Raw genomic sequence first — 13,895 nt, 5'->3', positions numbered from 1 at the left:
CGTTATCTTTAAATTTGCATAAATTGAGAGCGTATATCTTCCCTCAAAAGACGTAATCGCGCTTTCAATCTCTTGAGATACGCAAATTTCATTGATAATTCATTTTTCTGGTCGATATTTGATGGTAAGTTCAACACTAGCTATGATGATTGCGAAACATTCTGCCACGATTTAACCACAGGTGCAGCAGTAACAACAGAAGAATATAAAGCAAATGAACCCAATAGAGATTTTATGCACAATCCTGCATCACAACAGCAAGCAACTAATCAAACAAACGCATCTCACGATCGACCAGCATCTCCTACTATTGATTACTGGCACGTTTGGACGGATGAAAATGGAGTTAGCCATCAATCCCGCCGTCAAATTAAAGACTTTAAATTCAAAAGTATTTCACCACCTGCCTCGCCGCAATGGTTAGGTCAATTAAAACAGGAAGGTGCGACTTTTAGCTTCACAGTGTTGCCTGTAGGTTGGACTGGAACTTGGCACGAAAACCCCAAACCTCAATGGATTATTCCCTTATCAGGACGCTGGTTTGTTGAGACAATGGATGGACAAAGAGTAGAAATGGGTGCTGGTGAAATCTCGTTTGGCGCGGATCAAAATACGAAGGAAGATGCAGAGGGTAAGAAAGGACATCTTTCAGGAACAGTTGGGAACGAACCTGCTATTTTAGTTATCGTGCAATTCGATGAAATGCCGTTAATGGAATAGCCGATCGCAGGATACGATTAGAAACCAAGTTTCTTGCAAATCATATCATGTCCGTTAGCATCAGTTGCATAAAAAATCGCTTTCTTATCTGCGTTTATCTGCGTTTATCTGCTTACATCTGCGGTAAAAAATTAACCCCCTGATTCCCACAGATAACCTTTCGCATCACTCAAATACTACCAATGCTACCGGACATGATATGAGTAAACTAAAAAAACTACATTTTTTATTAACAAACCCAGTTTCTCCTGAGTCAACCAATCCCATGCGTGTTGAGATCGATCGCATAAAGTGAATGACCTGCGGCGATAATTAAGCGATCGCGATCGCATCCACCAAAAGTTAGATTCGCAACAGTTTCTGGAACTAAAATTTTTCCTAAACGAGTTCCGTCGGGTGCATACACCTGCACGCTATCTTCAGAACTAATAAAAACATTCCCATTTTCATCTACTCGCAAACCATCCGGTTGACCAGGATCGATCATCGCAAACACGCGACCATTTCTAACACTTCGACCTTCTACAACTTCGTAAACTCGAACGTGATGATAGCCATCGGGAATGTTAAATGCAGAAGAGTCTGATACATACAAAAGTTGCTCATTTGGACTAAAAGTTAAACCGTTAGGACGCAACATATCTGTTACTACGGCATCAATTTCATTGGTTGCTGGATCGAAACGATACACATAACTTCCCGGTTGTTCCTGTTCGCCACCATAACCTTGATTCGGTTCTGTAATTCCATAAGGCGGGTCGGTAAACCAGATAGTACCGTCGCTTTTCACGACTAAATCATTCGGACTATTCAAGCGTTTATCCTGATAGCGATCGCATAACACTTTCCACTCACCATCATCTCGGCGAATAATAGCGCGTAAACCGCACGAACAAGAAACTAATCGACCCTCTAAGTCGCGATAATTACCGTTTTGATAATCCGATCGATCGCGCAAAACGCTGACACCATCAGACGCACTCCAACGTAATAAACGATTGTCGTGAGCATCACTCCAAATGATACTATCATCTTCGGGAAAATAAACAGCGCCTTCACTGTGAACGGCATCATTTGCCAACTTTTGCAAACAAGCATCTGGACGAATCAGCGCACGCATCCGATCGTCATATATTTCGATCGCATTCGATAATGTGTCTATTACTTGAGCCATAAAACCTCTTAATTTATAGCAATTGCAAACCTGTGAGTTAAAGTTATTTCCTACACTCCAAATTTTTTATTTTTTACCGCAGATGAAGGCAGATGTAAATTGTACTACGTTCAACTGCCATCTGGTATGTATTCAATTCTGCTTGGAAAATAACCATAGAGAATGTCCCGTTGGATCTTTAATTCGATAAGACCGATCGCTTCCTTTATTTATATCATCAATTATCAATTCAACTTGGACATAAGCTATATCATAAGGTTTTAGATCGGATGGAATTGGACGACCGTTTGCAGGTTCTATGTAATTTAGTAGTTCAATTCCTAAACCTCCCTGAGTAGGTCTTAATGCCGTAATGCCGACTTTTACATCAGGTAAACCGTCCAGTTTCGCCTGAGTTTCTCCCCAGTTGAAACTACCGCCATCTACTCGCATTCCCAAACAATCGCGGTAAAACTGAAGGCTTTCTTCTGTATTGTTAATCGCGATCGCAGTATGGTCAATTCCCAGAAACAAGCGGTCACTTTTTTGATGCCATTTTTCCTGTCCCTTATCTGGCGGAAACCAAATCAATTCTAAAGGATGGCGATCTGGATCTCGAAACTTAAATGCCTGAATATAAGCCGCTTCTTTGTTTTCTGGTGGAATTGTTTGGGGTTCTGTCGAAATAAATTCAATGCCAAAGGATTGGAGATGAGAATAGGCACGATCCATATCGCTGACAACGATCGCTAAATGTTGAAACCATAGATCGTTACTTTGGGAATCCGCCGGAATCGGTTTTACTTTGATGTCGAGATATTGCATCAATCGAATTTGTTCATCACCCAATTTCAGAGTAGCAATGCGGATTTTAGATAGTGGATATTCTTGCAATTCGGCAAAATTTTTATCCTCAACTGTCAGATCGGAAATAATTTCAAATCCCAAGGCTGTAGTGTAAAATTCACTGATGCGATCGACATCCGTTACCGTTATTCCCACCGCTTGAATTTGTTGGGCTTGGATTGGAGTTTGCAGCCATGTATTCATGTATTTGTTATTACCTAAATATTAAAGCATCGAGGGAAAATGCGCCTGGGCCTAAAACTGCGATCGCAATTAATATCAGGCAGTACATAAATGCTTTTTCCCAACTAGGTGGTTCGCCTTTACCTGTTGGGCCTTCATATTGCCCTTCAGGAATTAAGTAGGGGTCGCGGGCAACAAATGGTAAACCTTTTGTAATTTCCAGATAAGCAGCAAACGCCATTGAGACAAAAATTGCTGCACTAGCTAAGGGCGTAAGTAATCCTATAACTAAACAAACGCCACCTGCAACCATCGATAAGGCAGAGAGAAAGCACAAAAATAGTGGCATTTTGAGAGAACTCGCCCACTGCTGTAAGTGGGTAATTTTGGGATAACCATGCAGCATAAATAACACGCCAGTACCCACCCGCAGTAAAAGCAGCGTAATTCCCTCAACTCCAGATGGGAAACCTATATAGAGATTACTTAACAGATTCAAACCTGGCAGATGAGACATACTGCTACTCGAAAGTAATAAAGCGATCGTTAAACCCATCGCAAATAGACTCGCTATATTTGGATAATTAACTATCCCCAATCTAATTAAATAGAGACAAAAATGAAATTACTGTGAAATTAAACTGAGTCCAGCGAGAGAAATATTTCATAAGTCATCAGGTAGAGGTTGTTCTAAATATATAAATGTAATTTGAGGTAGAAGTCTGCTGAATTTACGCGCTATTGACTTCATACGCGAGCCTATGACAAATCACTACGACATCATTATTATTGGTACTGGCGCAGGTGGAGGTACACTTGCACATCGACTTGCACCCACAGGTAAAAAGATATTGGTGTTAGAACGAGGAGATTTTTTGCCAAGAGAAAAGGCAAATTGGAGTGCATTGGAAGTTTATCAAAAAGAACGCTATCACACAGATGAACATTGGATTGGTAACGATGGAAAAACATTCCGTCCGCAAACAGGATACTGGGTTGGAGGTAACACCAAACTCTACGGTGCAGCATTAATTCGATTGCGAGAACGAGACTTTACCAAAGTTATTCATAAAAGCGGAATTTCACCAGCTTGGGAACTCACTTATCGAGACTTTGAATCGTACTATACCCAAGCCGAAAAAATGTATGACGTACATGGAAAAAGAGGTAGCGATCCGACAGAACCCCCTGCTAGTCAAGAATATCCGTATCCTCCTGTTAGCCACGAACCGGATATGCAGGAAATAGCAGACAGCATTCGCCATCTCGGTTATTACCCATTTCATTTACCCTTGGGTTTGAAATTAAATGAAAAAGATCGCACAAAAAGTCCCTGCATTCGATGTGACACATTTGATGGTTATCCTTGTTTAGTCGGTGCAAAAGCAGATGCGGAAGTAAACGCGATTCGTCCGGCTTGGGAACAATACGATAATCTTACATTACTCACCCAAGCCAAAGTATTAAGGTTACTTACGAGTGCATCTGGACGAGAAATTACGGGAGTTGAAACGGAGGTAAACGGAGAACATCATATCTTTCAAAGTGACATAGTTGTAGTTGCCTGCGGTGCGATTAATTCGGCGGTCTTGCTGTTACGTTCAGCTAACGATAAACATCCCAACGGACTTGCCAATAGTTCGGATTTAGTTGGACGAAATTTTATGAAGCACCTAGCAACCGCGTTGGTGGCGTTGCACGTTGAAGTCAATCACGCCAGTTTCCAAAAGACGATCGCAGTCAATGATTTTTACTGGGGAGAACCAGATTTTCCCTACCCAATGGGTATGGTGCAAAATACCGGAAACGTACTAGCAGATATGCTTCCAGCAGAAGCGCCACCGTTGATGGCTCCTTTTGTTAAACTAATTCCTAAATTTGAACGCCATTTGATTGCGGAACGCACTACCGGATGGTGGTTGCAAACAGAAGATTTGCCCGATCCCAATAACCGGGTGCAAGTTATCGATGGCAAAGTTCATTTGAATTACACACCCAATAATACAGAAGCAGGCGATCGCTTAATCCATCGTTGGACATCTATTTTAAAAGCTCTCGAACGCAAAGCGATGCACGTTATTCCCTTCAGTATTTATCCTCGCAATCAGATGCCTGTGCAAGCAGTTGCCCATCAGTGTGGAACTTGCCGCTTTGGTTCAGATCCGAAAAATTCTGTGTTGGATCTCAATTGTCGTACTCACGATCTCGATAATCTCTATGTCGTTGATGGCAGTTTTTTTCCATCGAATTCGGGGGTGAATCCTACGCTGACAATTATGGCAAATGCCTTGCGAGTTGGCGATCGTTTGCTCGAACGTTTGAAGACATAAAAATTAGTAAGTAATCAAGCAGGAGGTAATGGCGATGAATGAAGAAAACCAAGCTATAGAACAACAAAAAGATGAGAATAAATCAGCCAATTCTCACGTTATCGCCACAGGATTAGGGGCAGCAGGAGGTGGTGTTGCTGGGGCTGCAATTGGCAATTCGATCGCGGGAAAAGTTGGTGCGGCGGTTGGCGGTGTGGCGGGTGCGATCGCAGGTGGCATTGCCGGAAATGCTATTGCAGAATTTACAGAAGAAATCGTTGAGGAAACTAGCCCTTCTTTGAGTTTTGGTAATGGTGCGAATGATAAAGAGATTGAGTTGCCTGCCCATTATTCCTGGGAGGAATTACAAGCTTTATCTAAAGTTTAGTGCGATCTAATTTAAAAGTAAAATAGTCAACCAATCTTCTCTCAAAAGAGGTAATCGGAGTTTCAATCTCTTGAGATAGGGAAATTTCATTGGTAATTCATTTTTCTAACCGATATTGGAGGTCAAAGTAGAAATTATTCTATTCGCATAAAATAACTTATGTTCCCTATTTGGTTACAAGCAGGTTTTTGGGGATTAGTTAGCGGTTCGGCTTTGATAGTTGGAGCCGCAATCGGTTATTATGCCAAGATTCCCCAACGAGCGATCGCAGCAGTAATGGCGTTCGGCGCAGGTGTGTTAATTTCCGCATTATCGTTTGAATTAATGGACGAAGCTTACAAGCGTGGCGGTTTTGACTCTACGGCGATCGGGTTTGTAGGCGGTGCAGCAATTTATACAGCAGCTAATTGGTATTTAGCTAATAAAGGTGCCAAACATCGCAAGCGATCGGGTAAACAACAGCCAAAAGAAGAAGAGAATAGCGGTAGCGGACTGGCGATCGCACTCGGCGCACTCCTAGATGGTATCCCAGAATCGATCGTGATTGGTGTCAGTATGATCGAAGGTGGAGCCGTTAGCTGGGTAACTGTCGCCGCCATCTTTCTTTCTAACATTCCCGAAGGACTTTCGAGTGCGGCGGGGATGAAAAAAGCCGGACGATCGATCAGCTATATTTTTGGTGTTTGGATAGGTATTGCTATACTTTCTGGAATTGCTGCACTTCTAGGTTATGCACTTTTCAGTCATTTTTCTGTAGAGATAATTGCTGCCACCACCGCTGTAGCAGCCGGAGCAATTTTAGCAATGTTATCTGATACAATGATTCCCGAAGCTTTTGAGCAAGCACATAATTTTGCGGGATTAATTACTGTATTTGGATTTTTAGCTGCTTTCGTACTGAGTAAGTTAGGAGGATAGTTTTTTGGTTATTCTTAAGAGATTTATAGAAATGCTTCGAGAGCAGTCGTTTTAATTGTGTTTCCAAATTATTCATAGCTACGATATTGCTTAAAAAAGCGTAGGTAAATTATCTACATTAAGAAAGATATTTCAGCTAATTCTTTAGCGACTTCTGACTAAAATAGCCGTGCTATTAACTCCGCGTGCGATCGCTTCGGGGATATTGCCTTTAATTGTCTGCTGCAATAACCCTTCTCGACTCGCCCCAATCATTACTACATCACATTCATCTTTTGTTGCTAAGTTAATTACTGCTTGGGAAACAGAATTCGATTTTAAGGTAACTATTTTGACATTTGTATTCAGCTTTTTACTCAAAATATGAGCAGATTTTTCTAGCACAGATGTATTAGGTTGCATCTCATTTTGTTGAAAAACTTGACAAAGTTCAATGATCGCTGGATTATCTTTAGGAACTAATGCTGGCAAAAGTTGTAATGCTGCTTCAGCGTTTGGGCCTCCTGCGATCGGGATTAACCACTTGTGCAATTTGTGATTAATATCTGTTAATTCTCCTAATTTTACTAAAACTACTTCACAAGCTGCTTGGCGAATTACCGTATCAACAACAGTACCAAAAATTCTGCCAGAAGCCGAAGGTTCAGCATTCCATCCCATTAAAGTTAAATCGATATTTTCTTGCTTGATAATTTCGAGGATAGTTTGAGCAACATTATGCCCTACCCTGATTTGTGTATGTACTGAAATTTGGTATTTTTCTGCTAATCTTTCCGCTTGTCGTAACAACCGACGGCTTTTAGCTGTATTGACGGAAATTTCCGAAGGGGAACGGTGATGAGGTGCAAGGATTATTTGCAAACAAACTAATTCGTAATTGCGCTGATGCGCGATCGCAGTTGCTAATTCGATTAACTTTGGTGCTGTTTGCGGATTAGCTAACGGTACTAACAAACGTCCTTTTCCAGTAGCAGGCGATCGCGTTTCATAAACTAAGTAAGAGCGTTGAGAACTCGGACTAAATTCAGTAATACCTGCCAGTTTGTTAGCTTCAGCACGAATTAAGTCGCTCCGAGTGATAATTCCTACCAATCGCCGTCCTTCTGTTACTGGCAATCTGCTTAATTGCAAACGATTAAGTAGATAAAGAACATGAACTAAAGATGTGCTTGGGCTGACAGTAACAGGTTGCGGTGTCATAATTTGACTTAATGGCGTATCGTCAGCAAAATTTCGTTTGTTTAAATCTGATTGAGTGACGATGCCCACCAAATTACTATCATTAACTACCGGAAAGCCGCGATGATGAGAGTGAGCGAAAGCTTGCAAAGCTTCGGATTTAGTCATCTGGCTAGTTAGGGTTTCTACTTTTCGCTGCATCAAATCTGCTGCTTGTAATTGGATGAGTAAGTTATCTGCCGCTTTCTCTTTTTCTAAATGAATGCCGTTCCATTCTAAAAGGCGATCGTATATTGATTTCGGTGCAATCTTTTCCCCAATTAAATAAGCCGTTACGCAGCCAATCATTAAAGGTAATACGAGATTAAAATCCCTGGTCATTTCAAAAACTATGACAATGGCTGTAATCGGCACTCTCGCAACCGCACAAAAAAATGCTCCCATTCCCGCCAGAGCATAATTGATCGGTAAAGTTGTGCCTAAAAGACTGTATTCAACCGTGCCAATTAAATAACCTAAAGCTGCTCCTAAAATTAAAGTGGGAGCGAATAAACCTCCAGGCGCACCGGAACCATAAGCAACGATAGTTAGAATAAAATAACTAAAAAAAGCGATCGCTGCAAATTGCCAACTAGCTTGACCGGTAACTAGCAATTCTCGCAGTCCCGTATTATCGTGGAATGCGATCGGCAGCAAAGAAACTATCAAAGCACAGATAAAACCAGCTAATCCCACGCGCCAAGGCAAACTCAGGCGTAATACTCCACTATAAAGCGTTAAACTCTGAATAATTCCGCCATTAAACAGCGAACCTAAAACGCCAGACAATATTCCTAAAATTAGGTAAAATGGAATATCCGACACTACAAAACTACTAATAAGAGTCGTTGAATTTAAGTTAAGATCTAAACTTTGACCGCCAAAAATATGGGATACTACCGCACCGATAAAAGATGCCAAAATAGCTGTACCTAACGTTAATTCTGAAACATCTTGTAACAACTCTTCAACTACAAATAATACCCCAGCCATAGGTGCATCAAAAGCAGCCGCTAATCCCGCACCTGCGCCCGCCGCTAACAGTTGACGGCGATGTTCTGGCGAAGTGGGTATCCATCTACTCAATTGTGCAGCTATAGCCGCCCCAATCTGGACTGTTGGCCCTTCTCGGCCCAAAGCTAATCCCGATCCAATTGCTAAAATTCCTCCCAATAATTTAGTCAAAGCAACTCGTAGATTAAGAGGAATAGGAACTCTTGCTAATACAGCTTTAACTTGAGGAATACCGCTTCCTGATGTTTCTGGTGCAATTCTTTCTACCAGCAAACCTGCCAAAATTCCACCTATCAATCCGATGCTGGGAAGTACAAGCCAAGGATAAACTAGATGAGTTGAATGAACTCGAAATCCTCCCAACCATCCTACTCCTTGTTTGAGCAAAACTGCGGCTAGACCGGATACTAAACCAATTAAACAAGCTTCAACAATAGCTAGGCGTTTAGGTGAAAGTAGTAGAGCAGATTTTTTGAGTAGAGAGAAGTCACCCATAAGGTTGCCAAGATTAATACTTTATTATAATTAACTTGCAATTGAGCTAATCTATCTGGCTGTGCATCTGTTATAAATATTAATCACAACAAAATGAAATTAGGATGAAATTTTTGTTATTCTCTGGTAATAAAACTTCCTTCTGCTTTAAGATAGATGCAACTCGCTTGATAACCTATGAGTGTTGAATCAGGACTTTACTCGAAAAAAGGAGATAAATTTGTATGGCTCATCAAGCGAACCAATCTATCTTAAATGCAGCCGCTCATTGTGCTTACGAATGCGAACATTGTGCCGATGAGTGCATAGGTAGTATGCCTGATTGCGCTCGTCTTTGTCGTGACTGTGCAGATATATGTTTGACTTCTGTGGCTTTCATCAGTCGTAGTTCTCGCTTCATTGCCCAAGTTGTCAAATCCTGTATTGATATCTGTGATGCTTGTGCTAAAGAATGTGAAAAGCATGATAACGAACATTGCCAAAGCTGCGCTAAAGCTTGCCGTCGTGCTGCTGATGAGTACCGTAAAGTTGTCAGCGTTGCTGGAGTAGCATAAAGTATTCAACAACCCTTTCGTTTAGTTTGTTTGGGGGTAGTATTTATCTATTTACCCCTAAATAAGTTTTTCCTAATAATAGAATTAGCAATGAAAAAAAACACGCGACAGTATATCGAATATATGAGGCTTTTATTAGTTGAAGATGAACCAGATTTAGGTGCAGCAGTTAAAGAAGTCCTTAACCATCAAGCTTATGTGGTTGATTGGTTTCTTGATGGAACTCAGGCATGGCAATATTTAGAGACGGCTGCGACTGAGTACACGATGGCAATTATCGATTGGATGTTGCCAGGAATATCGGGATTAGAGTTATGCAAAAGACTGCGATCGCAAAACATTCCCTTGCCAATTTTGATGCTGACTGCTAAAGATCGGATGGAAGAAAAAATTATGGGTTTGGATGCTGGCGCAGATGACTATTTAGTTAAGCCTTTTGATATGCCAGAATTACTTGCAAGATTGAGGGCGTTAAGGAGGCGATCGCCACAACTGCAACCTCGGCAATTTCAAGTAGGCAACCTCACTTTAAATTACAGCACTCATACAGTTTATCGACAGTATACTAATGGGGAAAAACAGGTGATTTCGCTTACTATTAAAGAATTTCAACTGCTAGAATATTTTATGAAGCATCCCAACCAAGTTCTCACCCGCGACCAAATTATCAATCAACTTTGGGAAATTGGTGCAGAACCGATTAGCAATGTGGTAGCCGCACAAATGCGATTGCTTAGGCGCAAATTAGGTGACGAAAACAACTCTTTAATTGAAACTATCTATGCTGTTGGCTATCGTTTTAACCCCAATCAATAATATTATAACTGCATGGAACAAAACCAACTTTTTCGCAGAACTCGATTACGCCTAGCCAGTTGGTATGCAGTTGTGATGGGCTGCATTCTTGGTTTATCTGGTCTGGGAGTTTATCATGTTGTTAGTATTACTTACCAAGAAACTATAGATGATGGACTAGAATCAGTAGCTTTGGCTCTTCAGAAAAGCATCGAACCTGTTTTACGATCGCCAAATAATTTTCGGCAAGTTGCTCAACAGCTTTCGTTAAAAATTTGCCATCAAGAAATAAATTGTTTTTCGGAAGACAAAGTTAATTATCGACAGATTTCAGAAGCAGTTTCTTCTGTTAATTACTATTTACGTTTAGTTGATAATCAAGGTCAAGCTCAAGCTTTAGCTGGCTTACCTTTGAAGCGATTAGCTATTTTAGGCCAAAATCAACGTTGGCAAACGCTTAAAGAAACTTCAGGAGTTCGATATAGACAAATTTCTTTACCATTAAATGCTCGAAATCAAATTAGGGGTTATCTACAATTAGGTCGCAGTTTGGGTGACTTAGATCGACATTTAATTGCATTAAAATTGACTTTATTATTAGGATACCCAATGGCCATGATTATGATTGCTTGGTCAAGTTGGTGGTTAGCAGGAAAAGCCATGCAGCCAGTGTACCATTCTTATCAGCAAATGGAACAATTTACTGGCGATGCTGCCCATGAATTCCGCACGCCAATTGCTGCAATGGCATCGACTATAGAAGCTGCTTTGAAATTATATCCCGAACAGGAAATACCTAAATTTTTAGCGACTTTGAAACGCCAAAACAATCGACTTGCTCAATTAACGAGAGATTTATTGTTTTTAACTCGCATAGAGCAACACCAATCTGACGGGAAGCTTCAACCTTGTTGTTTAAACGATTTAATTAGTGACTTAGTAGAAGAACTGGCATTTATAGCAGTTGAAACTAAAGTAAAATTATTAGCGATAATGGCAAGAGAAGAACCATTATATGTAAAGGGCAATGAAGAACAACTTTATCGACTTGTCTGTAATTTAATCGTAAATGCTATTCAAGCTACGCCTAGCGCTGGTGAGGTACGAATAATTCTAAATCAATTTGAAAGCTCGGCTTTAATTAAAGTTCAAGATACAGGAATTGGAATTGCGATCGAACAACAGGAAAGAATTTTCGATCGCTTTTACCGAGTCGATCGCGATCGCTCCCGTCAAACTGGCGGTTCGGGATTGGGGTTAGCTATTGCTCAAGCGATCGCCCACGCTCATAAAGGCAACATTCATGTACAAAGTCAATTAGGTAGAGGCAGTACATTTACAGTTAGATTACCTCTCCTGCTGCTAAATAACCAACGATCGATTTGAGCCATGATTCTAAAAGGTACGATTGAGTAGCATCCAGCTAGTGAGCCGCAGGCGCTCTAGCTCCAACTTTGCCCTTGCCAAGGAACAATAAAAGCGGCAGGGAACAGAGAAAGACAACGCCAACAAAGCGAAAAATATCGGCGTAGGACAGAACGGCAGCTTGGGTATTGACCAATTGGGATAGAGAAGCGATCGCTTGTTGGTGGGCGGTCACAGGATTGAAACCGCGACTCTCGAACAGTCCCGTTAAAGCATCGATCCGTTGGTTTGTCTCTGAATTGTAAGGCGTTAAGTCAGACAAAAGAATGGCTCGATGAAACGCCTGTCGTTGAGCCAGCACGGTGGTTAGAATGGCAATGCCAATACTGCCGCCCAACTGACGAGTCAGGTTATAAAAACCCGATCCAGCCGATACTTCTTCTTTGGGGATGGAACCGAGAGTTGCCAAACTTAGGGGCAGGAACATCAACACCGACGTTGCACCCCGCCAGATCAGCGGCCAAAATAGATCGTCGGTTCCGGTTTGGGGTGTGATTTTTGCCAAATCGAACATAACGGCTGCGGTACCGATCGCTCCCAGCCCGATCGATATCCGAGCATCCACCTTCCCCGAAAGTTTGCCCAGTAACACCATCACGATCGCGGATGCTAATGCTCCAGGAGCCAGTAACCATCCGGTTTGGGTTGCGGAAAATCTCAGCACACCTTGGGCAAACAAGGGGACGGCAAACAAGGCTCCGTATAGCCCCATACCCAAAATACCGGAATAAAGACTTCCTGCTGCCAGAGATTTATGTCGCAGAACTCGCAGATCGACGGCTGGAGCTTTTGTGCTGAGTTCTCGCCAAATAAACAAAATCAATCCAACAACGGCTACGATCGCTAGAGTCGTAATGAAACCCGATTCAAACCAATCGTCTTTTTCCCCTTCTTCCAGAAAGCCTTGCAAACTGCCCACGGCAATACACAGCAGAATAATTCCGATCCAGTCCACTTTCTTCTGCTGGTTTTGGGTGCGTCGTTTCGCATCGGGTTTCAGGAATACGATCGCCATCAGCGCAGCTACAATGCCTACAGGCAAGTTAATAAAGAAAATCCAGCGCCAACCCAGAGTATCGGTCAGGTAACCTCCCAGCGTGGGGCCGATCGCCGGACCCGCAATCACCCCAACGCCAAATACCGACTGCGCTATTCCCTGTTCTGCCGGAGGAAAGGTTTCAAACAGAATCGCCTGTGCTTTTGCCAGCAGCCCGCCACCGCATAAACCTTGAATAATTCGGGCAACGACGAGCATGGGCAAATTGATGGAAAAACCGCACAGCACCGAGGCGGCTGTAAATCCGATCATTGAGAAGACAAAGTAAGTTTTCTTGCCATAGAAGTCGCCCAACCAAGCGGAGAGCGGAATCAACACCACATTGGCGATCGCATAACCCGTAACTACCCAACCAATTTCGGTCACGGTTGCTCCCAAGGTCGCCTGCATATCTGTCAGGGCAACGTTCACAATGCTGGTATCGATCACTTCTAAAATGGCTCCCAGCGAAGCCGTCAGGGCGATCGACCATTTGAGCGGGCCGTGTACATACCCAGCAGCATCATAGCTGGATTTCTTCAATTGGCTTAAGGATTGCGATCGCCTCCGATGCTTCTTGCCATCTGTTTTGGGTTGTTCTCCTCGATCTTCGGCATCAACCTCGACTTTTGGGGTATGACCGCTGCTAGAATCGCTATCTTGTTCTAATTCGTCTGTTTTCGCCGAACTATCGTGAGATAATTGTTGTTCCTGATGTTTAATAGAGCGATCGTTCTGCTCCTGGCGCTCAGACTCTTCCAAATTTGTTAAAGCTGGAATGTCGATCGAATCTGGTTGAGTTGTATGGCTCTGTATTTTAGGTCTTTCCATCTCTGCGTTA

The 13,895-nt window shown here is 42.2% G+C and carries 12 protein-coding genes; 7 read left to right on the top strand and 5 right to left on the bottom strand.

Going from position 1 to position 13,895, the window contains the following annotated elements; all coding sequences use genetic code 11:
* Positions 1-72: 72 nt before the first annotated feature.
* Positions 73-720, top strand: coding sequence for a cupin domain-containing protein (locus ACE1CD_RS14475; RefSeq protein WP_374824987.1), 648 nt, complete (start codon positions 73-75; stop codon positions 718-720).
* A gap of 253 nt (positions 721-973) precedes the next feature.
* Here ACE1CD_RS14475 and ACE1CD_RS14470 read toward each other — a convergent pair whose 3' ends face one another.
* From ACE1CD_RS14470 to ACE1CD_RS14460, 3 genes are all read right to left on the bottom strand, one after another.
* Positions 974-1,894: an SMP-30/gluconolactonase/LRE family protein gene (locus ACE1CD_RS14470; protein WP_374795449.1), complete on the bottom strand. Its 921-nt coding sequence runs from the start codon at positions 1,892-1,894 to the stop codon at positions 974-976.
* Positions 1,895-2,026: 132 nt separating this feature from the next.
* Positions 2,027-2,923 (bottom strand): VOC family protein, encoded by an 897-nt coding sequence (locus ACE1CD_RS14465; RefSeq protein ID WP_374824985.1) that lies wholly within the window; start codon positions 2,921-2,923, stop codon positions 2,027-2,029.
* A gap of 10 nt (positions 2,924-2,933) precedes the next feature.
* Positions 2,934-3,419 (bottom strand): DoxX family protein, encoded by a 486-nt coding sequence (locus tag ACE1CD_RS14460; protein WP_374795447.1) that lies wholly within the window; start codon positions 3,417-3,419, stop codon positions 2,934-2,936.
* A 244-nt stretch (positions 3,420-3,663) separates the two neighbouring features.
* On the opposite strand from ACE1CD_RS14460, the gene ACE1CD_RS14455 reads away from it, so the two are divergent.
* From ACE1CD_RS14455 to ACE1CD_RS14445, 3 genes are all read left to right on the top strand, one after another.
* The gene (locus ACE1CD_RS14455; RefSeq protein ID WP_374824982.1) at positions 3,664-5,232 is read left to right on the top strand and encodes a GMC oxidoreductase; all 1,569 of its coding nucleotides are present in this window, start codon (positions 3,664-3,666) and stop codon (positions 5,230-5,232) included.
* Between the two features lie 34 nt (positions 5,233-5,266).
* Positions 5,267-5,599, top strand: a complete 333-nt coding sequence (locus tag ACE1CD_RS14450) for a hypothetical protein (protein ID WP_374824980.1) — start codon at positions 5,267-5,269, stop codon at positions 5,597-5,599.
* A gap of 159 nt (positions 5,600-5,758) precedes the next feature.
* Complete coding sequence (locus tag ACE1CD_RS14445; protein ID WP_374795444.1) at positions 5,759-6,517, top strand: ZIP family metal transporter; 759 nt, start codon at positions 5,759-5,761, stop codon at positions 6,515-6,517.
* A 144-nt stretch (positions 6,518-6,661) separates the two neighbouring features.
* Here ACE1CD_RS14445 and ACE1CD_RS14440 read toward each other — a convergent pair whose 3' ends face one another.
* On the bottom strand, positions 6,662-9,244 hold the full coding sequence (locus ACE1CD_RS14440; protein ID WP_374824978.1) for a chloride channel protein: 2,583 nt from the start codon (positions 9,242-9,244) through the stop codon (positions 6,662-6,664).
* Positions 9,245-9,468: 224 nt separating this feature from the next.
* Here ACE1CD_RS14440 and ACE1CD_RS14435 point away from each other — a divergent pair, with 224 nt between their 5' ends.
* From ACE1CD_RS14435 to rppB, 3 genes are all read left to right on the top strand, one after another.
* Entirely contained in the window at positions 9,469-9,798 is a 330-nt protein-coding gene (locus ACE1CD_RS14435) for a four-helix bundle copper-binding protein (protein WP_374795442.1), read from the top strand.
* Positions 9,799-9,921: 123 nt separating this feature from the next.
* Positions 9,922-10,614, top strand: coding sequence for a two-component system response regulator RppA (rppA, locus tag ACE1CD_RS14430; RefSeq protein WP_374795441.1), 693 nt, complete (start codon positions 9,922-9,924; stop codon positions 10,612-10,614).
* 12 nt (positions 10,615-10,626) lie between these two features.
* Positions 10,627-11,979 carry a two-component system sensor histidine kinase RppB gene (gene rppB, locus ACE1CD_RS14425; RefSeq protein ID WP_374824975.1) on the top strand — a complete coding sequence of 451 codons (1,353 nt, stop codon included), beginning with the start codon at positions 10,627-10,629 and terminating at the stop codon, positions 11,977-11,979.
* Positions 11,980-12,016: 37 nt separating this feature from the next.
* Here the strand turns inward: rppB and ACE1CD_RS14420 are convergent, their stop codons facing one another.
* Positions 12,017-13,885: a DHA2 family efflux MFS transporter permease subunit gene (locus ACE1CD_RS14420; RefSeq protein WP_374824972.1), complete on the bottom strand. Its 1,869-nt coding sequence runs from the start codon at positions 13,883-13,885 to the stop codon at positions 12,017-12,019.
* Positions 13,886-13,895: the final 10 nt, after the last annotated feature.

The sequence above is a fragment of the Aerosakkonema sp. BLCC-F183 genome, assembly GCF_041929145.1.
GTDB lineage: Bacteria > Cyanobacteriota > Cyanobacteriia > Cyanobacteriales > Aerosakkonemataceae > Aerosakkonema.
The sequence above is the reverse complement of the archived record's forward strand: the minus strand, read 5'-3'. Positions and strand labels throughout refer to the sequence as shown.